22 protein-coding genes, 1 tRNA gene and 1 pseudogene are annotated in these 23755 nt (G+C 54.9%); 6 read left to right on the top strand and 18 right to left on the bottom strand.

The features are described 5' to 3' along the window. Positions 1-116 precede the first annotated feature (116 nt). Genes mutY through mltC form a run of 3 tightly spaced genes read left to right on the top strand, consistent with a single transcriptional unit; the run spans position 117 to position 2606 of the window. On the top strand, positions 117-1202 hold the full coding sequence (gene mutY, locus ABEH87_RS16955; protein WP_346577987.1) for an A/G-specific adenine glycosylase: 1086 nt from the start codon (positions 117-119) through the stop codon (positions 1200-1202). After that, complete coding sequence (locus tag ABEH87_RS16950; RefSeq protein ID WP_346577986.1) at positions 1202-1474, top strand: oxidative damage protection protein; 273 nt, start codon at positions 1202-1204, stop codon at positions 1472-1474. Before mutY ends, ABEH87_RS16950 begins: the two co-directional genes overlap by 1 nt. A gap of 52 nt (positions 1475-1526) precedes the next feature. Next, the gene (mltC, locus tag ABEH87_RS16945; RefSeq protein WP_346578233.1) at positions 1527-2606 is read left to right on the top strand and encodes a membrane-bound lytic murein transglycosylase MltC; all 1080 of its coding nucleotides are present in this window, start codon (positions 1527-1529) and stop codon (positions 2604-2606) included. Positions 2607-2654: 48 nt separating this feature from the next. Here mltC and ABEH87_RS16940 read toward each other — a convergent pair whose 3' ends face one another. The 4 genes and pseudogenes from ABEH87_RS16940 to ABEH87_RS16925 all read right to left on the bottom strand — a co-directional run bounded on the left by ABEH87_RS16940 (position 2655) and on the right by ABEH87_RS16925 (position 5489). Further along, a complete protein-coding gene (locus ABEH87_RS16940) occupies positions 2655-3017 on the bottom strand; it encodes a type II toxin-antitoxin system HicB family antitoxin (protein ID WP_346577984.1) in 363 nt (120 codons plus the stop codon). Continuing rightward, positions 3014-3290: pseudogene (locus ABEH87_RS16935) on the bottom strand (type II toxin-antitoxin system HicA family toxin). The gene ABEH87_RS16940 and the pseudogene ABEH87_RS16935 overlap by 4 nt, the downstream one beginning before the upstream one ends. Before the next feature lie 145 nt (positions 3291-3435). Next, entirely contained in the window at positions 3436-4266 is an 831-nt protein-coding gene (locus ABEH87_RS16930) for a phosphoenolpyruvate hydrolase family protein (protein WP_346577982.1), read from the bottom strand. 2 nt (positions 4267-4268) lie between these two features. Beyond that, on the bottom strand, positions 4269-5489 hold the full coding sequence (locus tag ABEH87_RS16925) for a Tm-1-like ATP-binding domain-containing protein (RefSeq protein ID WP_346577980.1): 1221 nt from the start codon (positions 5487-5489) through the stop codon (positions 4269-4271). A 312-nt stretch (positions 5490-5801) separates the two neighbouring features. Here ABEH87_RS16925 and ABEH87_RS16920 point away from each other — a divergent pair, with 312 nt between their 5' ends. Then, positions 5802-6416 (top strand): TetR/AcrR family transcriptional regulator, encoded by a 615-nt coding sequence (locus ABEH87_RS16920; RefSeq protein WP_346577978.1) that lies wholly within the window; start codon positions 5802-5804, stop codon positions 6414-6416. Positions 6417-6516: 100 nt separating this feature from the next. Here the strand turns inward: ABEH87_RS16920 and ABEH87_RS16915 are convergent, their stop codons facing one another. The 5 genes from ABEH87_RS16915 to ABEH87_RS16895 all read right to left on the bottom strand — a co-directional run bounded on the left by ABEH87_RS16915 (position 6517) and on the right by ABEH87_RS16895 (position 11964). Next, complete coding sequence (locus tag ABEH87_RS16915; RefSeq protein WP_346577977.1) at positions 6517-8658, bottom strand: ornithine decarboxylase; 2142 nt, start codon at positions 8656-8658, stop codon at positions 6517-6519. 353 nt (positions 8659-9011) lie between these two features. Beyond that, on the bottom strand, positions 9012-9737 hold the full coding sequence (locus ABEH87_RS16910) for a GGDEF domain-containing protein (protein WP_346577975.1): 726 nt from the start codon (positions 9735-9737) through the stop codon (positions 9012-9014). Continuing rightward, complete coding sequence (locus ABEH87_RS16905; protein ID WP_346577973.1) at positions 9734-10132, bottom strand: DUF1987 domain-containing protein; 399 nt, start codon at positions 10130-10132, stop codon at positions 9734-9736. Before ABEH87_RS16905 ends, ABEH87_RS16910 begins: the two co-directional genes overlap by 4 nt. 16 nt (positions 10133-10148) lie before the next feature. Further along, the gene (locus ABEH87_RS16900) at positions 10149-10703 is read right to left on the bottom strand and encodes a SiaB family protein kinase (protein WP_346577971.1); all 555 of its coding nucleotides are present in this window, start codon (positions 10701-10703) and stop codon (positions 10149-10151) included. Between the two features lie 28 nt (positions 10704-10731). After that, positions 10732-11964, bottom strand: coding sequence for a SpoIIE family protein phosphatase (locus tag ABEH87_RS16895; RefSeq protein WP_346577969.1), 1233 nt, complete (start codon positions 11962-11964; stop codon positions 10732-10734). 275 nt (positions 11965-12239) lie between these two features. On the opposite strand from ABEH87_RS16895, the gene ABEH87_RS16890 reads away from it, so the two are divergent. Next, positions 12240-12315: transfer RNA gene (locus ABEH87_RS16890), tRNA-Phe, on the top strand. 120 nt (positions 12316-12435) lie between these two features. Here ABEH87_RS16890 and ABEH87_RS16885 read toward each other — a convergent pair. From ABEH87_RS16885 to ABEH87_RS16865, 5 genes are read right to left on the bottom strand one after another with little or no spacing between them, the layout of a single operon-like run. After that, positions 12436-13506, bottom strand: a complete 1071-nt coding sequence (locus ABEH87_RS16885) for an iron-containing alcohol dehydrogenase family protein (protein ID WP_346577967.1) — start codon at positions 13504-13506, stop codon at positions 12436-12438. A gap of 24 nt (positions 13507-13530) precedes the next feature. Then, positions 13531-15864: a molybdopterin-dependent oxidoreductase gene (locus ABEH87_RS16880; RefSeq protein WP_346577966.1), complete on the bottom strand. Its 2334-nt coding sequence runs from the start codon at positions 15862-15864 to the stop codon at positions 13531-13533. Between the two features lie 22 nt (positions 15865-15886). Beyond that, positions 15887-16555 (bottom strand): methionine ABC transporter permease, encoded by a 669-nt coding sequence (locus ABEH87_RS16875; protein ID WP_346577964.1) that lies wholly within the window; start codon positions 16553-16555, stop codon positions 15887-15889. Continuing rightward, positions 16548-17561, bottom strand: a complete 1014-nt coding sequence (locus tag ABEH87_RS16870) for an ATP-binding cassette domain-containing protein (protein ID WP_346577962.1) — start codon at positions 17559-17561, stop codon at positions 16548-16550. The genes ABEH87_RS16875 and ABEH87_RS16870 overlap by 8 nt, the downstream gene beginning before the upstream one ends. 8 nt (positions 17562-17569) lie before the next feature. Further along, positions 17570-18376, bottom strand: coding sequence for a MetQ/NlpA family ABC transporter substrate-binding protein (locus ABEH87_RS16865; RefSeq protein WP_346577960.1), 807 nt, complete (start codon positions 18374-18376; stop codon positions 17570-17572). Between the two features lie 217 nt (positions 18377-18593). Here ABEH87_RS16865 and ABEH87_RS16860 point away from each other — a divergent pair, with 217 nt between their 5' ends. Beyond that, positions 18594-19772 carry an aminotransferase class I/II-fold pyridoxal phosphate-dependent enzyme gene (locus tag ABEH87_RS16860; RefSeq protein ID WP_346577959.1) on the top strand — a complete coding sequence of 393 codons (1179 nt, stop codon included), beginning with the start codon at positions 18594-18596 and terminating at the stop codon, positions 19770-19772. A gap of 73 nt (positions 19773-19845) precedes the next feature. Here ABEH87_RS16860 and tssE read toward each other — a convergent pair whose 3' ends face one another. Genes tssE through ABEH87_RS16840 form a run of 4 tightly spaced genes read right to left on the bottom strand, consistent with a single transcriptional unit; the run spans position 19846 to position 23239 of the window. Further along, positions 19846-20301: a type VI secretion system baseplate subunit TssE gene (tssE, locus tag ABEH87_RS16855; protein WP_346577957.1), complete on the bottom strand. Its 456-nt coding sequence runs from the start codon at positions 20299-20301 to the stop codon at positions 19846-19848. Between the two features lie 52 nt (positions 20302-20353). Continuing rightward, the gene (locus tag ABEH87_RS16850; RefSeq protein WP_346577955.1) at positions 20354-22138 is read right to left on the bottom strand and encodes a hypothetical protein; all 1785 of its coding nucleotides are present in this window, start codon (positions 22136-22138) and stop codon (positions 20354-20356) included. Positions 22139-22143: 5 nt separating this feature from the next. Then, a complete protein-coding gene (locus ABEH87_RS16845) occupies positions 22144-22686 on the bottom strand; it encodes a hypothetical protein (RefSeq protein WP_346577953.1) in 543 nt (180 codons plus the stop codon). A gap of 58 nt (positions 22687-22744) precedes the next feature. Further along, positions 22745-23239, bottom strand: a complete 495-nt coding sequence (locus ABEH87_RS16840; protein WP_346577951.1) for a DUF2569 family protein — start codon at positions 23237-23239, stop codon at positions 22745-22747. Positions 23240-23755: the final 516 nt, after the last annotated feature.

Genomic DNA, 23755 nt, shown 5'->3' with positions numbered 1-23755 from the left:
CGCATCGGGCCTCACTGAAGTTAATAAAATGCAGCGAATATCCGGTTTACAGCCCTGAGTGTCTGTGCTGGAATCCCTGCCTGGTTTTTCAGAATGGCACAACGGGGATTCACATCATGCAGGCAGCGCAGTTTTCACAACAGGTACTCGAGTGGTATCAGCGCTACGGGCGGAAAACCCTGCCGTGGCAGCTGGAGAAAACGCCCTATAAAGTCTGGTTGTCTGAAGTGATGTTGCAGCAGACGCAGGTCGCCACCGTTATCCCCTATTTCGAACGTTTTATGGCGCGCTTCCCGACCGTCAGCGACCTGGCTGCCGCCCCGCTGGATGAAGTGCTGCATCTGTGGACCGGCCTCGGGTATTACGCGCGCGCGCGTAATCTGCATAAAGCAGCGAAAACCGTGGTCGAAAAGCACGATGGCATTTTCCCGCAGACTATAGAAGAGGTCGAAGCGTTGCCCGGCGTTGGCCGCTCCACCGCCGGGGCGATTCTCTCTCTGGCACTTGGGAAACACTTCCCCATCCTTGATGGCAACGTAAAGCGCGTGCTGGCACGCTGCTATGCCGTAGACGGCTGGCCCGGTAAAAAAGAGGTGGAAAAGCGCCTGTGGAACATCAGTGAAGAGGTCACCCCTGCCGAGGGCGTCAGCCAGTTTAATCAGGCGATGATGGACCTCGGTGCGATGGTCTGCACCCGCTCGAAGCCAAAATGTGAAATCTGCCCGCTGAACGCGGGCTGCATCGCTTACGCCCACAGCAGCTGGGCACAGTATCCCGGTAAAAAGCCAAAACAGACGATCCCGGAGCGCACCGGCTTTTTGCTGCTGATGCAGCAGGGGCAGGATGTCTGGCTGGAACAGCGCCCGCCGGTCGGTCTGTGGGGCGGATTATTCTGCTTCCCGCAGTACAGCTCCGAGGAAGAATTGCGCCAGGCCCTGCGGCTGCGCGGGGTGGATGACGGCAAACTGCGGCAGATGATCGCCTTTCGCCACACCTTTAGTCATTTCCACCTGGATATTGTGCCTATGTGGCTGGATCTGCCTTCTGTCCGTGCGGCAATGGATGATGGCGCGGGTCTCTGGTATAACTTAGCGCAGCCGCCCGCCGTGGGGCTGGCCGCACCGGTCGAGCGCCTGCTACAGCAGTTGCGCCAGCCACAACAGATGGCGTTGAGCGCTCGCGCGACAGAAGAGGAAGAGTAATGAGCCGAACCATTTTTTGTACGTTCCTGCAACGTGACGCCGAAGGACAGGATTTTCAGCTGTACCCTGGCGATGTGGGCAAACGTATTTTTAACGAAATTTCCAAAGAAGCCTGGTCAAAATGGATGGCAAAACAGACCATGCTGATCAATGAAAAGAAACTCAGCATGATGAACCCCGATGATCGTAAGCTGCTGGAACAGGAGATGATTAAGTTCCTGTTCGAAGGCCACGACGTTCATATCGAAGGTTACACCCCGCCGGAAGCATAAGTCGTTGGGCCTCACTGATGAGGCCCTCTCAATTGTGGGCATGTCCGATAAAATGAAGAAAAAGCTGATAAGTTTGCTGATTATTGCACCGTTGCTGGTTTCCTGCTCTGGCAAGAAACAAAACGCTTCTCACGAGGAGTGGATCAAAGACACCAACGGTTTTGATATTTTGATGGGACAGTTTGCCCACAACATCGAAAATATCTGGGGTATCAATGAAGTCCTGATCGCCGGTCCGAAAGACTATGTGAAGTACAGCGATCAATACTACACCCGCAGCCACATTAACTTTGATGCCGGTAGCATCACGATTGAAACCATTGCCGGCACCGATCCGACGGCCAGCCTGCGCCAGGCCATTATCACCACCCTGTTGATCGGGGAAGATCCGGGTAACGTCGATCTCTATTCCGACGCCAAGGATATTCAGATCAGTAAAGAGCCGTTGCTGTACGGCCAGGTGCTGGATAATACCGGCCAGCCGATCCGCTGGCAGGGACGCGCCGCCAGCTTCGCCGACTATCTGATCCAGAACAAGCTCCAGCGCCGCAATTCCGGCCTGCACGTCATCTGGTCGGTGACCATTCCCATGGTGCCAAACCACCTGGACAAACGCGCGCATAAATATCTGCCGATGGTGCGCAAAGCCGCCGAACGCTATGGCGTCGATCAGTCTCTGATCCTGGCGATCATGCAGATTGAGTCCAGCTTTAACCCGTATGCGGTCAGCCATGCTGATGCCCTGGGGCTGATGCAGGTGGTTCAGCATACCGCCGGAGTGGATGTGTTCCGTATGAAAGGGAAATGGGGCAAGCCAAGCCGCAGCTATCTGCTGGACCCGGAAAACAACATTGACGCCGGTACGGCCTATCTGTCGCTGTTGCAGGGGAACTACCTGTCCGGCATCAGCAACCCGACCTCTCGTCGCTATGCGGTGATCACCGCCTATAACGGCGGGGCTGGCAGCGTACTGCGGGTGTTCTCCAGCGACAAAGACCGCGCATTCAGCGCGATCAACGGGCTGTCACCTGCCGAGGTTTACCAGAAGCTGACCACCAGCCACCCTTCGGCAGAATCGCGCCGTTACCTGTATAAGGTCAACAACGCGCAGAAAAGCTATCACCGCTACTGACCGCCAGAAACGCAGAGGCCGGGCACGCCCGGCCTTGTTTGATGGCCGCTAGGCTTTTTTCATTTTCTCACTGAGCGCAGCCACAATATAGCTGTTCAGAGAAAGCTGGTGTTCAGCGGCTGCCAGCGCCAGTTGCTCACCAAAGGACTCAGGATAGCGCAGCGTGAAGGTTTTCACTTTTTCATCCTGCTCATAAGGATCAATGCCGCTTTCGCAACAGTCCGCCAGATAATCACGCAGGGAAATTTCACCTTCGCGTTTCAACCCTTCAATGCTGTCCGCGACAAAATCGCAGTAACCCGATAATCCGATAAACTTACCGCGAAATGCCCCCAGTTCTGCGACAAAATTGACCGCCGCAGGCTGACCGTTAATCACCATTGTGTTGGGCATAGCCGTGACTTTATTCATGGTTCAACTCCTGTATCTTCCAGCCACTCTTTCACGGCGACTATCACCCCTTTATCAGCATCCGGTGACGGATGTGGGCGATGAAAACGCGCCAGTGAACCATTAAGCAGAAACCTGACGCGGGACCCCCTGTGCTTCCCGCACTTCTCCCCCGAGGGCCACTATCAGTGCCTCTATCCGCTGCCACTTCAGATCCGTGGGCACCGGGCGGGTGAAAATTTGTCGTAATGTATCCCGGTGCCGGTTTCTTAATGCGGATATTCTATTCCTCATCGCGCCATCCTTGAAGTCATTTTTTGAAGTCAAAGTAAACCTGCGATGGGTAAAGGTCACAGCGGGGTGTCAGTACTGCGCAGTGCCGCGCAAAAAACGGCGGAGTATCACTCCGCCGCTGATGCGGGAAAGAGAGGGTTAGAGTTTAGCGGTTGATGCTTTTGAACCTGCGGGTGGTTTCGGTCAGTGCCACCTCGGTCGGCAGACGCTCCATCGAGCTGGCACCGTAGAAGCCATCGCACTGCGGGCAGTTGTCCAGAATGTACTGCGCATCTTCAGGGCTGGAGATCGGCCCGCCGTGGCACAGCACGATAACATCCTCGCGTACCGCTTTCGCGGCGGCCGCCCACTCGTTAACTCTTGGTACACAGTCCTTCAGCTGTAATGCCGTCGCCGCACCGATGTTCCCGCCGGTGGTCAGCCCCATATGCGGCACAATAATATCCGCCCCGGCAGCGGTCATCGCCACCGCATCTTCGGCGCTGAAGACATAAGGCGTGGTCAGCATCTCTTTCTGATGTGCCAGGGCAATCATCTCCACTTCCAGCCCGTAACCCATGCCGGTCTCTTCAAGGTTGGCGCGGAAGTTACCGTCAATCAGCCCGACCGTCGGGAAATTCTGCACCCCGGAAAAGCCAAGCGCTTTCAAGTCATCAAGGAATTTATCGAAATTGCAGAACGGATCGGTACCGTTGACGCCGGCCAGTACCGGGGTATGTTTCACTACCGGCAACACTTCTCTGGCCATATCGACGACAATTTCATTGGCATTACCGTAGGCCAGCAGCCCGGCAAGCGAACCGCGCCCGGCCATGCGGTAACGACCAGAGTTATAAATGACGATCAGGTCGATGCCACCGGCCTCTTCACATTTTGCCGACAGCCCGGTACCAGCCCCACCGCCAATAATCGGCTCACGGCGGGCAATCATCTGTCTGAATCGGGTCAGCATCTGCTGACGGGGAAAAGCGGGCATGATTATCTTCCTCTTAACGCCAGTTGGCGAAATTGTGTCACCGCCTCAGCGGCAAACTTCCTGTCATTAATATTCCACGGCAGGCGAACGATCTGACGCCGTGCGGTCTGGATACAGTGCTTTTCCAGCGTGGTGATAAACGCCTGGTCGGCCTCTGGAGACCAGAACGGCTGGCCCGGCGCATCCAGGGCTGAAAAACCCCCTTCCGGGATCAGGAAGCGCACTTCACCTGCGCAGCGGTTCAGCTTTTCCGCTATCCACTGCGCCATCCTGACGTTTTCCTCTACCGTGGTGCGCATCAGCGTCACCTGGGCATTGTGGTGACAGAACTGACGTGCCGCATATTTTTCCGGTATACCGGCAGGATGGCCAAAGTTCACCATATCCAGCGCCCCGCACGACAGCACGCAGGGGATCTGACTGCGCGACAGCGCATCAAAGCGGTCTTCGCCACAGGCCAGCACGCCATCAAACAGGAAATCGCACACTTCGGTGGTGGTCAGGTCGAGCATACCGGTCAGCATATGGCTGTCTGCCAGCTTCTCCATCGCCCTGCCGCCGCTGCCGGTGGCGTGGAACACCAGACAGTCAAAATCCTCTTCCAGCCCGGCGCTGACCGCCTCAATGCAGGGTGTGGTGACGCCAAACATCGTCAGGCCAATGGCGGGTTTATCGTCATGAGAGTGCGGCAGGGCAAAACGGACAGCACCGGCGATCTGGTGGGCCGCGTTACCGAGCACGCGGCGGGAAATGCGGTTCAGCCCCGCCACGTCGGTCACCGAGTACAGCATAGCGATATCGCTGGCACCGACATAGCCCGACACGTCGCCCGATGCCATCGTCGATACCATCAGCTTCGGAATGCCGATCGGTAACGCCTGCATCGCTGGCGTAATCAGTGCGGTGCCGCCGGAGCCTCCCAGCCCGATAATCCCGGCGACGTCCTCCCGGCGGCTAAGGAAAATCTCAAAAGCCAGCGACATGGCATCGATCGCTTTACCACGGTCACCGCAGAACACACGATCGCGCCCCTCCGGGTGAAAATCGGCCACCATTTCGGCCGGAATATCACCGGGAAAATTTGAGCTAAGTTGTTGAGTAGACAGATCAACTGTCAGTACTTTTACGCCGGTCTCAGCAATCAGATCGCGAACGTAAAACAGTTCTCTTCCTTTAGTATCTGCGGTTGCAACAACATAGATGGAGCCAGTCTGATTTTTCATTGGCGTTAGAGTAACCTGTTATTTAGATCAATAAAGAGTTGATATTACTAAAATAAAAACGTAAATAACGTTAAGGCGCTAAGAAACCTCGCTTATTGGGGCTCACAGTAGCACCATCAAGATTGGTAAATCAATTGAATGAAATATGAGTCTTGTGGTGTTTTTGACTACGCTTATTGGGCCGGAAAGCGAGCGTTATGCTGTCCGGGCCGTTAACGCCGGCAGTGATTTTATGCTGTATGCCGGCTCTAAGATTAGACCGTTTTTAACCAAAAAAATGAGGTTACCGTGGAGCAAAGGGATTCCGCTGGGATGTTAGGATTAACGTCAACACGCGCAAGAACACGCCGCTTACTGATTGATACAGCGATGAAGTTATTCGATAACGGTGCATTTCCGTCCATCACCGAGGTGGCTCAGGAAGCACAGCTGTCGCGCGCGACGGCTTATCGTTATTTTCCGACACAAAGTGCGCTGGTTTCGGCGATTGTCTCTGAGACACTCAGCCCAATCAAAAGCTGGCAGCCGACAAAACTGGATGCCAGCGAGCGCATTGATGAGCTGCTGAGCTTCGCTTTTCCGCGCATGCTGAAGCACGAAGGTACGCTGCGGGCAGCGCTGCATCTGTCGCTGACCCAGTGGGCGCAGTCGCAGTCAGCCGATTCCGTGCCGTTGAAAGAGAAGCTGGTGCGTGGCAATCGTAAAGAGATGCTCACTCAGGTGGTGGAACCGCTGAACAAAGAGCTGCCGCCGGAGCTGATGGATCGCGTGGTTCGTTCGCTGTCGCTGGTATACGGTTCAGAGATTTTTCTGGTGATGAAAGATATCTGGGGCTGCGATGATGATGAACTGCAGGATATTGGCAAATGGATCGCAAAAGCGATTGTGCGCCAGGCGCGGGAAGAGGCACTGAACTCACCGGCCTGACATCACGGGCCGGCCATTTTCCGGCCGCCCCGTTATATTTGTAGGGGGCGACCCTTTTTTCCGGTCGACCCGATTGGTGCACACGTCTGCCCCGGTATTTTTATACCAGGACATACCCCTGCAGACGTTTCACCCCGTCGGCACCCGCTTCGGCATACACGCCCTGCAACTCCGGCGAGAAGCCCGGCAGCAGATTAAGGCCCTCCTCCAGCGCCAGGAAGTACTGCTGAACCGCGCCCCCCCACACTTCGCCGGGCACCACGCACAGCACCCCCGGTGGATACGGTAACGCCCCCTCGGCGGCAATGCGCCCTTCGGCTTCGGCAATCGGCACCAGCTCCACGTTGCCACGGATAAACTCGATGTTGGCATCCTGCGGGTTCATCACCATTTTCGGCAGGCTCTGCTGGCGGAACATCGCCTTCTGCAGGTCCTTAACGTCATGGCTGACATACAGGTCGTGCATCTCCTGGCACAGGCGCCTGAGGGTGTACCCTTCGTAACGCGCGGCGTTTTTACGGTAGATGGTGGGCAGCACGTCGCGCAGCAGGGCATCTTCTTTGATGTGCTGTTCGAACTGGGCCAGTTTCGCCACCAGCTTCGCCATTTTTTCCATGCTCTCGGCCGGGGTCAGCAGGAACAGAATCGAGTTCAGATCGCACTTCTCCGGCACCACGCCGTTTTCACGCAGGTAGTTAGCGAGGATGGTCGCCGGAATACCGAACGAGGCATATTTGCCGCTGGCGGCATCAATGCCCGGCGTGGTCAGCAGCAGCTTGCACGGGTCAACCAGATACTGATCTTTCTCGTAGCCCGCGAAACCGTGCCATGCGGCGCCCGGCGCAAAGCTGAAATAGCGCACATCCGAGGCGATGGTTGCCGTGGGCGCGTCCTGCCAGGGCTTGCCGTCCACCTCATCGGGAATAAACGGTTTAATCATCTCGCAGCGCGCCAGAATCGCCTTACGCGCATCAATGCCGAGCACCACGCACTCGTGCCACAGACGGCGGCCTGCTTTGCCCTGGTGCATTTTGGCGTTGATATCCAGCGCGGCAAACAGCGGATAGAACGGGCTGGTAGAGGCGTGCAGCATGAAGGCATTATTCAGCCGCTTATGGCTGCAAAAACGCTGCTGACCGCGAATGTGGTTATCCTTCTTGTGGATCTGCGAGGTCTGCGAGAATCCGGCCTGCTGCTTGTGTACCGACTGGGTGACAAAAATCCCCGGATCGGAGGGTTTCAGCTCCAGCAACAGCGGGGAACAGGCTTCCATCACCGGGATAAACTGCTCGTAGCCCACCCATGCCGAGTCAAACAGGATGTAGTCGCACAGGTGGCCAATACTGTCGAGCACCTTACGCGCGTTATACACCGTGCCGTCGTAGGTGCCGAGCTGGATCACCGCCAGGCGGAACGGACGTTCATCTCCGGCGCGCTCCGGGGCCACCTGTTTGATCAACTCACGCACGTAGGCATCATCAAAACAGTGTGCATCAATGCCGCCGATAAACCCGAACGGATTGCGGGCCGTTTCCAGATATACCGGCGTGGCTCCGGCCTGGATCAGCGCACCGTGGTGGTTAGATTTATGGTTGTTGCGATCGAACAGCACCAGATCGCCACGGGTCAGCAGCGCATTGGTGACCACTTTATTGGCGCTGGAGGTGCCGTTCAGCACGAAGTACGTTTTATCCGCGTTAAACACCTTCGCAGCGAACTTCTGCGCATGCTTGGCGGACCCTTCGTGGATCAGCAAATCACCAAGTTTGACGTCGGCGTTGCACATATCGGCACGAAACACGTTCTCGCCAAAGAAGTCATAGAACTGGCGCCCGGCCGGATGCTTTTTGAAAAACGCCCCGCCCTGATGGCCGGGACAGGCAAAGGTGGTGTTATCCATTGCCACATATTTGGTCAGCGTCTGGAAAAACGGCGGCAGTAAATGAGCCTGATACCCGGCAGCGGCGGCTTCCAGCAGTGAAGCATCGCCATCCTCGCCCGTCAGCACCCCGTCAACCTGCGGCAGATCCTGCGCCTGCGACGCGTCATCCAGCGCGATAAACACCGGCAGGTTAAAGCCGGTATGGCGCAGCAGGGCCAGCACGCCGCTCCTGGAGTCAGAAACGGACAGCACCACCGCTGCCACATCGGTAAAATCAGTATTATCCAGCGTGACGACTTCGCGCCCGGTCTGGAGATGGATTGCCACGGTGGTACTGGCTGCAATTTTCAGTGGAGTCATAGCACAAATGCCCGGCGGTCAAGGATAAGTGGGTGTCAGGGGCTGTCAGCGATTAAGCGCGGCTCAGACCGATAGACATCAGTAAAATCAGATCGCATCTGCTTTTACGCATGGCCAACAGTTAAGCGTGGAAAGACCTCACCGCACGGTGAGAGAGTTTATCGACAAGGTGTTACAGCATGAAGATCGGCGGCACGGCATCTGCGGATGCGGGTTACAGAAGCGGCAATGCAGCGCTGAACCTCTCATGGCGGTGACCTCAATGTGCAGGGATGACGGGGATGTCAAAATTTGCGCAATAATGGCATTTTTTAAATACAGGTTCAACCCACAAAGCCCCGGGGCACGATGGGTCAGCTGGCGAGCTGGCAGGCATAATGTACCCGGTTACGCCCGGCACGCTTGGCTTCATACAGTGCAGCATCCGCCTGCGCATAAAGGATATCGAAACTGCTGCTCCTGGCTCCCCAGCTGACGCCCAGGCTGACCGTCACCAGACGGTCCGGTAGCGCGTTCAGCACTGAGGCATTGAGTGAAGCATGGATATAGCCCGCCACCACGGCGGCCTGCCCCACGCTGGCCCCAGGCAGCACAATGGTAAACTCTTCACCGCCGACGCGCCCGACGCTGCCGGTGTGCGGCACCGAATTTTCAATCCGCTTAATCAGCTCGCTGATCACCGCATCGCCGGTGGGATGGCCGTACTGATCGTTAATCGCTTTAAAATGATCGATATCCAGCAGGATCAGGGCAGCCTCATCGCGGTGAAGCGCGCTGCCAATCTGATTAATAATCGCGCTGCGGTTATAGACCCCGGTTAGCGGGTCATGCGTGGCTTCATACTCCAGCCGCAGAGCCAGCTGCCGCAGCTGCTCGTTAAGCAGCGTCAGCTCCCGCTCTGCACGGTCACTGCGGGAGATCAGGCGGTAAGATTCACGCATCAGACGCTGATAGTGGGCGCTGAGCGTCAGCAGCGCGGCGCGACAGGTTTCGGCATCAAGTCCCTCGCGCGCGGCGATTTCGCGTGACTGCTCAAGAATGGCGTTTTCACTGGTGAACAACTCCTCCAGGCCCATCATTGCACTTCACCCGGATGCATATGGAAGGCGATCGCCGGAAAGTCGATGCTCAGTTCGTGACCAAACTCTTCGGAGATATCGTCTTCACCGTCGTAATACCAGTGCAGCTCGGTGTTAATGCCACCGCTGGCAGCTTCATTCAGCCTGCCAAACAGACCAAACAGCATCTTGGTGCTGGAGCTGTTGAAATAGCTCAGAGCCACATGAATACTGACCCGATCGATACTGCGCATTAAGGTACTGCCCTGCCACTCTTCCACGGCGACAATCAGGGGACGGTAAAAAGCCGCTGCATTTTCCGGCCAGGACTCCCCGCGAAGCGACAGTCTGCCGCAGGTAAAATCAAATTCCACGGCGGGAGTGCTGCTGGTGGCAGACAAGACGATAGTGTTCATAGTAATGCTGTGCCCTTCAGATAGTCGCTTTCAGGTAGAACGCCGACAGATCTGTCGATGCGACCTGGTGAAAAGTAAATTCCAGCGGTTCGCTGGCATCCCGCGCCAGAGTCAGCAGGCCGATGTTCGCCCCTTTGCTCCAGGCAGGACTGTCCGTACGCAGTGACTGCTTATAGGTCACTTTTATTTCTTCAGCACTCATATCACGCAGCGCCAGCAGATACTCGTTCAGGCGCGCAGATTCGTCCGGGCGCACCAGATTGGCGCTCTCCAGCACATATTTCCCCTCGTGCTGGCCAAAACAGATCGCGCCGAAGCGCATTTCGTCATTGTCTTTGCATAACGCCCGACTGTCGGAGGAGTAGCGCAGAATATTCTGTACCATCTCCACAAAGGTGGAGAACAGTTTACGCCGCATGGCAAAAGACGCTTCGTTCTGCTCCAGATAGAGGCGGATAACTTCCCCCATCGCCGTAATATTGTGCCGGGAGAAAAAACCGGTGTAGCGCAGCGCCACCACGTCGTGCGGCGTGTCCGCCAGCAGGCTACTGAGTAATGGATCGTTATTCATCGTGGTTTTTACCCGTTGTCCCGCATCATCAGTACCGAAACCCTAAGAACGTCATATCATCGCGCCGCAGCTGCTGGCCCTGCCAGGTGAGGTACGCCTGCTGTAGCCCTTCAGCCAGTTCGCTCATTGGTCGCGTGCGGTAGCGTTCCAGCTCCGCCTGAATACGTTTGCGGCCAAACATGATGTGACGCTCGCCGCCGATCTGATCGGTCAGCCCGTCGGTAAAGGTTAAAAACAGATCTCCGGGTTTCAGCGGCAGCTCATGCCGCGCCCACTGATAGTCCACCGGCGTATCGGTATAGCCGACGCCCATGCGATCGCAGCTCAGCAGGATCGCCTGTTCGCTCACCGTGGAGAGCAGAAAACCAGAGATGCGCGCTCCGGCCCAGATCAGGCGGTCTTCACGGGTATCAACAAACAGCGCCAGCGCATCACAGCCATCGTTAGACAGCGACGTCTGCTGCGATGGATCCAGTTGCCCCAGCGTCTGTTTGATATAGCGATTGATGTGCTGGAGTAACCGTTCCGGCCGATCGGGCTCACACTGCGTCAACGCCTTTTCCAGCGCCGAAGAGAGGATCACCGTCATAAACGCTCCCGGCACCCCGTGTCCGGTACAATCTGCCATTAACAGCAGCCAGCCGTGCTCAAACGGGTGAAATGCGTAAAAGTCACCGCCCACGCAGTCACGCGGCTGCCAGCACAGACAGCAGTCGCGCAGCTGTTGCGCCAGCGAGCGCTGCGACTGATCGAGCATCGCCTCCTGAATCACTCGCGCATATTCAATGCTTTGCATAATTTGCTGATGCTGACGCGCCTGCTGGTCAGAGACCATCTTAATCAGATCAATGCCCAGCCCGATGCCGATATACTTCCCCTGACGGGTGAGAATAAAACCATCTGTCAGCGACTTATCACCGGATGCCACCATCTGCTGTGCCACATTTTCCAGTGAGCTTTCCGCCGCGATCACCAGCGGCATTTTATCCATAAAGGCGATGCAGCTTTTACGGTCATAAAGCTCGCGGAAGAACGGCCGCGACATCTGCGACAGAAACAGATGGCGATTAATCAGGCCCAGCGGATGTTGCAGTTCCACCACCGGCAGGCTGGTTAACGACGGATGTTGGGTAAACAGCGCCATCACCGCCAGGTTATCAGTTTCCGGTGTAACGAACGGCACCTCAATGCACAGATCGCGCGCGGTAAGATGCGGCGATGGCAGTCCCTGCGGGGCCAAAGTAGATAAGGCTAAGTCCATGATACGCGACCAGTAATCCTCAGTTGGCCGTAGACTGACAGGCAATTGTGACAGTTTTATGCCAGGACCAGGAAAAATCTTAATAACCCGTTTTTGTCGCGTATTAAGCGCAACGCTCAGCATAATCCGGGGAGGCAGCCAGGACGTTTTCAGTGGGATAAACCGGCAGAAAATGGGGTTTGCGCGGTTAAGTGGTGGAAAAGAGTGCAATCAGTCGGTTTTTCACGATAAAGCCGTTGACGCTGGCGGTGGCATAAGGTTTAATGCGCCCCGTTGCCCGGATAGCTCAGTCGGTAGAGCAGGGGATTGAAAATCCCCGTGTCCTTGGTTCGATTCCGAGTCCGGGCACCACTTATTTATAACCCTCGCTTCGGCGGGGGTTTTTGCTTTCTGAGGTCCGGATTCTCCATCGAACTGCGTTCGATGGAGAATCCGGACCCCCTGTTCAGAAGAACCCGCCTGGCGGAGATATCACGCCTCTCTGTCACCAACCGTCGCCAGAAACGCCCGTTCCAGTTTTTCTGGCGTCAGGGTAAACGGCAGGTGCGCAGCGCTGGCGGCGGGAAAATGCAGGTCACGGGCAATCTGACGAAAGCGCTGCGGGTCCCCGTTCAGTGCGGCCAGCGTCAGCGGGCTGCCATACTGTCGCAGCAGCCGCAGCAGCGTCTCATCCGCCTGTTCATGCTCCAGCAGCGACTGGATCAGCAGGCTGTAGCCGACTTTCTCACCGTGCAGCAGGTTATGCAGCTCCGCTTCGTGGGTCAGACGATTGTGAATTTCATGCGCCACGCCGGGCGTCGGCAGGTCGTCCTGCACGCTGTTTGAAAGCCCGGCCAGCACGATACTGGCGTCGATCACTTTTTCCAGCGCCGGTGTCACCCGCTGCTGTTGGTTGGCCGCTATCGCCTCTGCACCCCACTGCTCATAGACTTCCAGCGCCTGACGCGCCGCCGCCACTTTCAGATTCAGCCCCAGTCGTCCGGGGTTGTGGCGCTGATAGGGATCCAGTTCAAACCATTTCGCCAGCGCGTCTACGATGCCCGCTTTCAGGTAGCGCACGTCGCTGCGGGCGATGACTTCACTGTCTACCAGCACCAGCGCCGGCTTTTTGCTTAGCAGCAGGCCGTGATGATGGCCACCCTGCGCGTTGTAAACAATCGCGAACGGTGACCAGGCCGCACAGGTGGCGGCAAGCGTGGCGAAGTTAATCAGCGCCACGCCGTCCAGCGTCTCTGCCGCTGCCTTGGCGCAGTCCAGCACCCGCCCGCCGCCCAGCGCCAGAATGCCCTCCGCCCCCTGAGCGGTGGCAGCAGCGCGCAGGCGATCGATTGCCTCGTCCGTACATTCCCCGTGCAGATACTCCAGCTGCCAGCGGATACCGGCACTCTCCAGGCTGTGAGACAGATCGGGGTTCACCGCCTGCCAGGCGCGCGGCGACGTGAGAATACGGATAATGCGGGCGTGGGGCTTAATATGCTCACCTGCGCGCTGACGCAGGCCGGGCTGTTGCAGATACGCCAGGGGGGCGGTGATCGATAACATAATCAGTTCCTGATCGGTAAAAGGTTAGTCCGGGTTACACGCATCGGGTCGGGTGACAAACGGCGGCGGATCCCACGCGGTTACCGGCGGCAGTGGCTCATCGAAACGTACGATTTCTACGCGGCAACTCTGCGCCGTACAGCCCTGCCCCAGCCTTGAGCTGCCATGATCTTCGGTCAGCACATTTGGATTGCCGTGTTTATCCAGCGGCTGTGCCTGGTGGGTATCAAGCGGATCGTACCAGGCCCCGGTTGACATCTGCACCACCCCCGGCCGGATCCCCTCGCTGAGATGCACCCCCGCCAGCAGCGCGCCGCGTGCGTTAAACACTTTAACGATATCGCCCTCAGACACGCCGCGCTGTGCGGCATCCTGCGGGTGCAGCCACAGCGGTTCACGTCCGGAAATTTTGGTCTGCTGGCTGATTTTGCCGTGGTCGTACTGGCTGTGCAGCCGGGTGCGCGGCTGACTGGATAGCAGGTGCAGCGGCCAGCGCGGGTCCTCCGCCTGCGGCGCCAGCCAGCAGGCATATCCCGGACTCTCCGCATAGCCAAACCCGGCCACGGTCGCCGAAAACAGCTCGATTTTTCCGGAAGGAGTGGTTAGCGGCGCACGCTGCGGGTCGGCGCGAAAATCCTGTAACAGGATCTGCGGCGTCTGCGGGCGCGGGTATTCCAGCCTGCCGCTCTGCCAGAAAGCGGCAAACGGCGGCAGTTCAATGCCCTCTTCCTGCGCCCGTGGCCGGGAATCTTCATACAGCGCTTCCAGCCAGCCACGAACATCGCGCTGGCGGGTAAATTCGTCACCAAAGCCGAGACGTGCAGCCAGATCGCTGAAAATCGCGTAGTCATCACGCGCTTCAGCCAGCGGAGCCAGATGCTGACGCATGGCGATCATAAAGCCGTCATTGCTGGCGCTGCCGATATCTTCACGCTCCAGCGAAGTGGTCGCGGGTAAGACGATATCGGCAAATTTAGCCTGCGCGGTCCAGTACTGCTCATGCACGATGATGGTGTCCGGGCGTCGCCAGGCGCGGGTCAGCTTATTGATATCCTGGTGATGATGAAACACATTGCCCCCCGCCCAGTACACCAGGCGGATGTCAGGATAGCGGTGCGTTTTACCATCGAACTCATAGGGTTCGCCGGGGTGCAGCAGCATATCGGCAATGCGCGCGACCGGGATGCGCGCCGCCACCGGGTTAACCCCGGCGGGCAGGCGCGGCCCGGAAAAGCGATGGCGATCGGCCCCGGCAAGGTTGGTGGAGGCATAGCCAAACCCCAGCCCGCCGCCGGGAGTGCCGATCTGCCCCAGCAGCGCACTGGTGGCGACCACTGCCCAGAACGCCTGTTCGCCCTGGCGGGCACGCTGTACTGACCAGGCGATATTGATCATCGTTTTATGGCGCGCCATCTCCCTGGCCAACTCGCGGATAGTGTCGGCAGGCAGCCCGACGATCGGGGCCGCCCACTCAGGGCTTTTAACCACACCATCCTGTTCCCCCAGCAGATAGGCTCTGTACTGCGTAAACCCCACCGTATGGCTGGCGACAAAGTCACGGTCATACAGCGCTTCTTCGGTCAGCACCTGGCTCAGCGCCAGCAGCAGCGCCGTGTCGCTGCCCGGCTTCACGGCCAGCCAGCGGGCATTCTCCACCGCCGCCAGATCGTTTTTAACCGGGCTGATATTAATAAAGCGCGTGCCGTTGCGGCGCAGCGTGTCCAGCCAGTATTGCAGGGCGTGGTCGTTGGCTCCGCCGCCGTTGACCTGCGCATTGCGCAGCGGCAGGCCGCCGATGGCGACAAACAGCTCGCAGTGTCCGGCCAGCACCGGCCAGTGGGTATGCTGACGCTGAAGATCGTCAAGATCGCCGAGGATATGGGGTAACACCCGCTCTCCGGCGGCAATGCTGTAGGTATTGGTGCTGCCGGTGTAGCCGCCAAAGCCGTTGAGAAAACGGTGCAGCTGGCTCTGCGCATGATGAAAACGCCCGGCGCTGGACCAGCCGTAAGAACCGGCATAGATTGCCTCATTGCCCGCTTCACGCTTTACCCGCGTCAGTTCGCGCGCCACCAGCGCCAGCGCCTCTTCCCAACTGACCTCGACGAAGGGTTCACGCCCGCGCCCGTCGCGTGACGCGCTGCCGTTTTGCAGGAACCCCAGCCTCACCGCCGGGCGGCGCACGCGTGACGATCCCTGTACCGCCCCCGGCAGCGACTCACCGATTTTCGACGGGTTGCGGTCCCACTCTACCGGGCTGACGCCGGTCAGCTGACCGTCGGTCACGGAGACGCGATAGGTTCCCCAGTGCGTAACCGTCAGGTCGTGGTTTGCCGGTAGCTCCGGTTGAGTCGTCATTTTTAACTCCTTAGCGCTGCTGCTATTCGCGGCGGATGCGGCGCGACAGACGGGTGCCGACAGTCTGGATCAGCTGCACGATAATAATCAGCACCAGCGCGGTGACCAGGGTGGCGAAAGCGTCGAAACGCTGGTAGCCGTAGGTGATCGCCAGGTCGCCAATTCCGCCGCCGCCGACGGTGCCGGCCATCGCGGTGGCCCCCAGCAGCCCGATGGTGGCGGTGGTCAGCGCGAGGATCAGCGAAGACGCCGCTTCCGGCAGCATAAAGTGCCAGATGGTCTGGCCCACCGTCGCGCCCATCGCGTCTGCCGCCTCCAGAATGCCGTCATCCACCTCCAGCAGAGAACTTTCCACCAGCCTGGAAATATAAGGGGCAATAAACACGATCAGCGGCACGATAGCGCCTGCCGTACCGATGGTGGTGCCCACCAGCAGCCGGGTAAAAGGCAGAATCGTGATCAGCAGGATAATAAACGGCAGTGAACGCAGGACGTTGATCGCCGGGTTGAGTACCTGATGGACAAAACGATTAGGCAGAATGCCGCCGGGGCGACACACCACCAGCACAATCCCCAGCGGTACACCGAGCAGCGACCCGAAGCCCAGCGATACGGCCACCATCACCAGCGTGTCGTGTAATGCCAGCAGGAACTGATCGCCGGTGACGGCAGTATCGATAAATTCAAACATGGCTGATTTTCACTCCCGCTTCACGCAGATAACGCACTGCGCTGTCAGTCTGCTCTGCTTCGCCTGAGATCTGCACGATCATAAAACCGAGGATGGTGTTGCGCAGCTCGGACATACTGGCAAACAGAATATTCACCTCGATGGCAAACGCTTTAATGATGTAGTTGACGATCGGCTGCTGCGCGGTGATGCCGACGAACTCCAGCCGCAGCGTCTGACCGTTGCGGCCGTGCCGCAGCAGATCGGCCACGCTGTCCGGCAGCCGGTCGTGGATCACCGACTGCACAAAACTGGCGGTTACCGCGTGACGGGGTTCGGCAAACAGGCTGAGCACCTCCCCCTGCTCGACCACCCGCCCGCTCTCCATCACCGCCACCTTGTTGCAGATTTTCTGGATCACCGACATCTCGTGGGTGATCAGCACAATGGTGATGCCGTAGCGGCGGTTGATCTCCTGTAACAGCAGCAGGATCTGCACCGTGGTGTGCGGATCCAGCGCAGAGGTAGCCTCATCACACAGCAGGATTGACGGATTGGTCGCCAGCGCGCGGGCAATGCCGACCCGCTGTTTTTGCCCGCCGGACAGCTCGTTCGGATAGCTGTGAACTTTGTCGCTGAGGCTGACGAAGGCCAGCAGTTCCGCCACTCGCGCCTGAATAAATGCCCGGTCGCGTCCCTGCAAAATCAGCGGGATAGCGATATTGTGGAATACCGTTTTCGAATTCAGCAGATTGAAATTCTGAAAGATCATGCCGATATCTTTCTTCACGGCATTCAGCCGTCTGCCGCTGACGTGCTGTAACGACTCGCCGTTAATCACCACCTCACCGCTGCCGGGGGTTTCAAGACGATTGATTAAACGCAGCAGGGTACTTTTCCCGGCACCGCTGTAACCAATAATCCCGAATACATCGCCTTTATCAATATTCAGGCTGACATCATCAAGAGCAACGATATCGTTACCATTGCGGGAAAACGTTTTTGTGACCTGGCGAAATTCAATCATCGCCCGGCTCACTGCAGATAATCAGGGAACAGGTAGCCACTATACTGCTGATGGCCAAGGATATACTGTTTAAACTCTGCCGAATGATAACCGGCAATAATATCCTTAGCGAACTGTGCATCTTTATTTTTACCGGCAACAGTCACCACATTAATAAATTTACTGGTGGCATCTTCCAGCTTCAGCGCAGAGGCAAGCTTCATCCCGTTGGACACCGCAAAGTTACCCTGAATCAGCCCGTAGTCTACGTCCGGCAATGCGCGTACCTGCTGGGCGTTATCCATCTCTTTAAACACGATTTTATACGGATTTTCCGTAATATTACGCTGAGAGAAGGTGGCCGGATCGCTGTCAGCGGCGATTTTTATCCACCCCAGCTGTTGCAGCACCAGCGCGGCACGGTATTCGTTAGAGGCCTGATTAGGAACGGAAATCGTCGTGCCCGGCGTCGGCGTTACCAGCTGTTTTATCTTGCCAGAATAAAGGCCCATCGGCGGCGTCGGGACCTGAACAATACCGGTATTATCAATACCCAGACGCTCGTTCACCGATGCCAGATAAACCGGATGCTGCATAATATTGGCTTCAATATTTCCGCGTGCGACCGCGTCATTAACCTGAATTCCGTCGCTGAAATCTTTATACTCAACTTTATACCCCTTGTTAATCAAATAGGGCGCAACGCCTTTTTCAAACTGCTCTTTATATGGACCGGGATTAAAGCCGACGCGTATTAATTTATCCTGTGCCGCCGCATAAAAGGCCGATGAGGATAACAGGATCAAGACAAGCGGGTTAATAAAAGCGTTCTTCATTGATATTTCCCTGAAAAGAGTGCGAATAAAATCGATTAAATCACAGCCCTCTTCCGGTTGTAAGTAAAACAGCGGCGTTTGATTTTGCTTTTTTGTGATAAGAATAATCAGTTAACCGATATCGTTTTTATGGCAATCGATAGTCACTTTTATCTTTTCAACCGGGGCAAATATTAGTGCCATATTGGGACATCACTCTAAAAAACCTGAGAAGACTATGCCCGATTTCGCCGCCTCCCCGCTGGTTAATGCGCTGGAAGAAAATTTATTCAGCGTGCTGGAGAAACTGGCGCAGCAGGTGGATACCGCCGTACTGCCGCTTATCGACCTCTCCAGCGGCAGCCCGCGACAGCCAACGCCGCCGGAGATCATCGACACGCTGCAAACCCGCGCCGCCCTGCCCGGCAACCATGAATATCCGTCGTTCTGGGGCAAGCCGCAGGTGCGCCAGGCGATTGCCGACTTTTATCTGCGCCACTACGGCGTGGAGCTGGACCCGGAAAATGAAATCGCGGTATTCCAGGGCTCGCATATTGGCGTTAACGGTATCCCCCGCGCCCTGGTCCGTCCAGGGCAGTACATCGTTTCCACCGACCCGTGTTACCCGATTTATCGTTCTGCGGCAGTGCAGGCCGGGGCGCAGTTTTACGGTATTCCCCTTGAAGCGCAGAACGGTTTTTTGCCCGATTTCTCGCGCGTCCCTGACGACGTGGCGCGTCAGAGCGGGCTGCTGATCCTTAACTATCCGCATAATCCTACCGGGGCGATGGCTACTCCCGCACTGTTCGACGCGGCGTTAACCTTTGCCCGCCAGCACGGCACGCCGGTTTTACATGATTTTGCCTATGCGGCGATTGGCAGCCACGCCGGAGAGATCCCGATCAGCCTGCTGGCACAGCCGGGAGCGAAAGCGTGGGGAGTGGAAACCTACACGATGTCGAAAACCTTCTGCATGGCCGGGTGGCGTTTCGGCTTCGCGGTGGGTAACGCCTCAATTATCCGTGCGTTTAAAAAACTGCACACTCACAGCTACAGTACGGTGGCGGGTGCCATCCAGGACGCCGCTGTAACGGCGCTGCAGCTGCCCGCAGCGCGCACACAGCAGATTGCCGCCGTTTATCACCAGCGCCGCCAGTGGGTACAGCAGGCCCTGGCAGCGATGAACTGGCCGGTCCCGCCCCGTCAGGGGACGTTCTTCCTCTGGCTGCCGGTGCCCGCCGCCTGGCGCGCGCAGTCCTTTGCTGAACATCTGCTCAAGGTCGCGCACATTATCGTTGCCCCCGGCAGCGGGTTTGGCCCGCACGGCGAAGGCTATATCCGCATCAGCCTGACGGCGGATGACGCCGCGCTGAAGAGCGCGCTGGAACGCCTTGCGGCGCTGAAGCTGTTTGATTGACGGGGCCGGTTTTCAGGTAACGTTCAGAGGCGTGTTTATAAGAAGCTTTGTGTTGTCAGTATAGTGCCGCGCGCTACAGAGCGGCGTGCGCGTCGAGAAACTGCTGCTGTTTCATATGGCGGATCAGCACTTTGCCTTCCGGCATAAATTCCGTGCCATAGCGCACCAGGCCGATGCCTTTCAGCTCGGCATCAATGGCATAGCACAACTCGCCGGGAATGGTCTGCGGCAGCAGCTCCACCCTGATGCTGTTAAGGCGCGGCTCATAGCGCAGCAGCACGCCGGACAGCGTGATCATCAACTGGTGCGCGGTGCCGGGCATCCCCTGCAGGATTTTGGTCATATCCGGCAGGCCATAATCAGGCAGGTGCGCCAGCGAACCGGCACGGCAGTTGAGGATGCGTTTCATATTGTCAAGCACCGAGAGGATCACCTGGTTCTGCTCGCTGACCTGGTGAAGATCGAGGCCGCCGGTGAAGTTGCCGGTCAGCATTTCATATAGTGAAGGTGTGTTGTGTGAATGAGGCATTTCTTATCCTTAAGCGATTGCAGATTTTAAAGTACTATTTTCTGCAATCCATTCAGTCTGATGGATTTTCCATTGAACGAACAACTAAAAAGTCCTGCGAAATGCTGGCACCTTTATCGACCGTTTGCAGATCGTGAACAAACCACGCATACATTTCTGGCGGAGCGCTGTCATAAGGCAATGGCTGAGGTTGCCCGAGGAATGCCGCATGTGAATATTCGAGAAATCTTAATGCTCTGGCCAGGGCAGGGCCATATACATCAGGAATAAGTTGAAGACGTTTATCCCTCTCATTATTACTCATGCTGTTTCTCATTTTTACAGCCACATCATGAACATCTTCCAGCCAGCCCCAGTGTTTATGCAAAATCTCGAGCTCATTTTGAAACTGACTTGCCGTTTCTTTCGCCTGTGGGGTCGTACCGAGCAAACCTGCAGATGCACCAGTTGAAGCCAGCACATCACCGCGCTGCTTTGAATATCTTATGCATTCACTGCGATATTGATAATATTGCCGTCCTAACCACTCTATATAGCTGTCCAGATGGGCATTTTGTGCACCCACCGTCAGGGTTTTGTAAGGGATGGCACGTTGATAAATAGTCGCCCACTGAGCAACAGATTTATTATTGACGCGATCCTGCATGACGAAATAAGCTGCAATATCGGTATCAGTTTTATCCAGCGTCTGGAAGTCTGGAAAAGGCACGCCCGCCATAGTCGCAGCGCGATACATACGATGCAATGCAACCCGACAAAGTTCTGCACTCGGCTTTTGCTCATTGGGTTTCAGGCCGCCGCCGATATCTTCGGAACAACCCGGTAGCAACTCTTCCAGATGGCTTTTACTTTTACCACCCAGCCTGTAGAGGCTGCGCCAGATACGATTTTCATGCGCCGCCACCAGATGCAGAGCACTTTTAACCACAGCAGGTAATGCCGACGTCTGATCTATCGATTTATCACCCAGAACAACGCTGACCCCCTTAAGTGGTCCTAAAAGAGAAACAAACCAGTCTAACCCATTTTTACTACTGGCTGGAGTTTGCCGAGAGCAGTCAAAAAGCCCTGTAAAGATAATATCAATCGGGATCCCCTGATAAGTGTACTTATCGCCTTGTTTCTTACACATATCATTGAGAAAAGTATCGATAAACTTTCGTCCCAAGGTAGCACCGAGGTCGTAGCCGAATAAGGATATGGAGATCAGTTTTATTGGAACCGGGCTCTTTCTTGTTACTTCTTTAAAAGCCTCTTCAAAAGTCAACTTCGTTGCGTTAATACGGGTATCAACACCAGTAACTAACATATCCACAATGATAGGGTTATCACGTAACCAAGGGGTAGCCTCAATGCTTACTTTTTTAACTGCATTTTTGGTTGTATCCCACACTAATTTCTTCCACTCAATGGGGTTAACTAATTTCTTTCCTGAATCTTTTAAAACCTCCCACCAATTGTTGTTTTTTAGAGTTTCAATACCCGCCTCTTTCGCCATTTCAGTTGGTTGGTTTTTTAAATCATCAAGAATTGAACTCTGTGCACCATCCATTATGGTTTGGATTTTAGAAACGATACTTTCTTGAAATGGTGTACCTAGACCTGAAATATAAAATTTTGAGTGGTTTTTATTATAAGTATCTTCTTTCACATCTGGAAAAGCTCGATACAGTCGAGCTATATTACTAAGTCGACTTTCGTTTGCATCCTGCTCAATGTTTCTATGCACACCATCAAAAAACAAACCCACATGCCAAATTCTCGAGCAGTTATGCATTCCTGCCTCATCAGCATGTTGTGCTCGATTTGCAGAAGAAACAATACTTTCAATATCCATTTTCATCATCCCTTTACGCTGGAATTTTCAATGCCTTCTGGAATGTCATTAACTTTAGGGCTAATAAACCCTTTCCCCCACCATAACCACACCCTATCTCCGGGAAGAAAATAAACATGCAAATAATTTTCATCCCATTTCCGATCGGGTAAAGTAAGAACAACCTTTCGTATTTCTTTTCGAAGACCAGCATTGTACTGAGCACGTGTTGTACTTAATGTCCAGATTACTTCAGCCGTCTTCCCGCCAATATTTCCACAACAAGTTGAACCACCAGGCCCCGAGGCATATGGATTATTTTTTTCATGTGCCGAGGAGTTTGCCCCTGCCACTCCATTAACACTAAAACCTAATATAGGTCGATCTATTTCGCTGTGGATAATTAGTGTCACCGGTCCAGTCGGAGGCCCCCAGATAGATGCCCAAACTATCCAACCCCCATATGCTAATATTAACGCCAGCATACTGCCCCATATCCACTTTCCCCAACGAGCATAGCCGTTGTTAACTGCCTTATCTAATTTATCTATGCGCTTAAAGAAGTCCATGCTTTACCACCTCATAATTATCAATTTTGTCAAAAAAAGATTCCCCACATAGAAAAATTTATCTAAAAAACGTAAACCGGACTCTCTTAGAACGATCAAGATAAGGAAGGCAGATATATACCATAGCTAGTGGATAAACGAACTGGTATATGGCAAACAATGGCCATGGATTAGCCGACGAACCAATCAACCAGTAACGTAATGAGACAAATAGCACAGGATAAAGGAAAGATGAAAAAATAAAAACTCGATAGAAATTTTTAAATAAAAAACTTCTATTTAATAAAAAAATGAGAGTTAATAGCGCTATCATTGCACTGAATAGATTAATAGCGCCATTACCATAATAGAAAGCTATCGCCCATCCCTCCTTCAATGTCTCTGGACTTTCAGAAGAAAGCGCAACCTCTAAAAAACAAAAAAAACCATATAAAAAAGAAACACCGAGATGAATTAAAATTATAAACAGCCACCCACCAACACCTGTTAGCCTACGCCTTTCCTCTTCATCTAATAAGCAGATACACTCTGTCGAAACTGGCATACTATCCATTACACACCCCTTTCCCGCAAAAATACTCATTAGCTCTTTTAGAAAATTTAAAATATAAAAATGAAACACAAAGAACCACTATGGGATACCACGACACATCAAAATTACTCCAAAAAAACATCTCCCCGTAATTAAAAAAATTACTCCATGTATAAAATAAAAAACGGACCAGTGGCTCAGAAAACAAAGAGAAAACAAACACTCTATAAACCAAAAGGAGTCTTTCTTTGTGTCTAAAAAAACATACCAATGATACAACTGCCAGTGTAAACACTGAGAATGAGATTAAATTAGACAAAGCTGATAGCACAGTCCACTTCACTCCCTTAGAAATAAACAGGTTGTTTTCATAGCGAATTAAGTCAAGTAAAATTATGAAGTTATAAATAGCGGTCATTATTAAATTAAGGACAACTATTACCAACCCTCCACCGAACCATGAAAAATCGTCACCCTGCAATTTTTTGCAATAACTGCAAGATTTAATCGCATTGCAATTAATATCCTTTCCCTCGA

Source organism: Erwinia sp. Eh17-17 (assembly GCF_039675725.1).
Lineage (GTDB): Bacteria > Pseudomonadota > Gammaproteobacteria > Enterobacterales > Enterobacteriaceae > Erwinia.
This window is presented reverse-complemented; position numbering and strand designations above follow the sequence as displayed.

Coding starts and splice junctions, on each gene's coding strand:
- ABEH87_RS16875 (WP_346577964.1), bottom strand. CDS start 16,555: ATGTTTGAATTTATCGATACTGCCGTCACCGGCGATCAGTTCCTGCTG.
- ABEH87_RS16950 (WP_346577986.1), top strand. CDS start 1,202: ATGAGCCGAACCATTTTTTGTACGTTCCTGCAACGTGACGCCGAAGGA.
- ABEH87_RS16920 (WP_346577978.1), top strand. CDS start 5,802: ATGTTAGGATTAACGTCAACACGCGCAAGAACACGCCGCTTACTGATT.
- ABEH87_RS16870 (WP_346577962.1), bottom strand. CDS start 17,561: ATGATTGAATTTCGCCAGGTCACAAAAACGTTTTCCCGCAATGGTAAC.
- ABEH87_RS16860 (WP_346577959.1), top strand. CDS start 18,594: ATGCCCGATTTCGCCGCCTCCCCGCTGGTTAATGCGCTGGAAGAAAAT.
- ABEH87_RS16895 (WP_346577969.1), bottom strand. CDS start 11,964: ATGGACTTAGCCTTATCTACTTTGGCCCCGCAGGGACTGCCATCGCCG.
- ABEH87_RS16925 (WP_346577980.1), bottom strand. CDS start 5,489: ATGAAAAATCAGACTGGCTCCATCTATGTTGTTGCAACCGCAGATACT.
- ABEH87_RS16940 (WP_346577984.1), bottom strand. CDS start 3,017: ATGAATAAAGTCACGGCTATGCCCAACACAATGGTGATTAACGGTCAG.
- mltC (WP_346578233.1), top strand. CDS start 1,527: ATGAAGAAAAAGCTGATAAGTTTGCTGATTATTGCACCGTTGCTGGTT.
- ABEH87_RS16905 (WP_346577973.1), bottom strand. CDS start 10,132: ATGAACACTATCGTCTTGTCTGCCACCAGCAGCACTCCCGCCGTGGAA.
- ABEH87_RS16900 (WP_346577971.1), bottom strand. CDS start 10,703: ATGAATAACGATCCATTACTCAGTAGCCTGCTGGCGGACACGCCGCAC.
- ABEH87_RS16910 (WP_346577975.1), bottom strand. CDS start 9,737: ATGATGGGCCTGGAGGAGTTGTTCACCAGTGAAAACGCCATTCTTGAG.
- ABEH87_RS16850 (WP_346577955.1), bottom strand. CDS start 22,138: ATGGATATTGAAAGTATTGTTTCTTCTGCAAATCGAGCACAACATGCT.
- ABEH87_RS16845 (WP_346577953.1), bottom strand. CDS start 22,686: ATGGACTTCTTTAAGCGCATAGATAAATTAGATAAGGCAGTTAACAAC.
- mutY (WP_346577987.1), top strand. CDS start 117: ATGCAGGCAGCGCAGTTTTCACAACAGGTACTCGAGTGGTATCAGCGC.
- tssE (WP_346577957.1), bottom strand. CDS start 20,301: ATGCCTCATTCACACAACACACCTTCACTATATGAAATGCTGACCGGC.
- ABEH87_RS16915 (WP_346577977.1), bottom strand. CDS start 8,658: ATGACTCCACTGAAAATTGCAGCCAGTACCACCGTGGCAATCCATCTC.
- ABEH87_RS16840 (WP_346577951.1), bottom strand. CDS start 23,239: ATGGATAGTATGCCAGTTTCGACAGAGTGTATCTGCTTATTAGATGAA.
- ABEH87_RS16885 (WP_346577967.1), bottom strand. CDS start 13,506: ATGTTATCGATCACCGCCCCCCTGGCGTATCTGCAACAGCCCGGCCTG.
- ABEH87_RS16930 (WP_346577982.1), bottom strand. CDS start 4,266: ATGCCCGCTTTTCCCCGTCAGCAGATGCTGACCCGATTCAGACAGATG.
- ABEH87_RS16865 (WP_346577960.1), bottom strand. CDS start 18,376: ATGAAGAACGCTTTTATTAACCCGCTTGTCTTGATCCTGTTATCCTCA.
- ABEH87_RS16880 (WP_346577966.1), bottom strand. CDS start 15,864: ATGACGACTCAACCGGAGCTACCGGCAAACCACGACCTGACGGTTACG.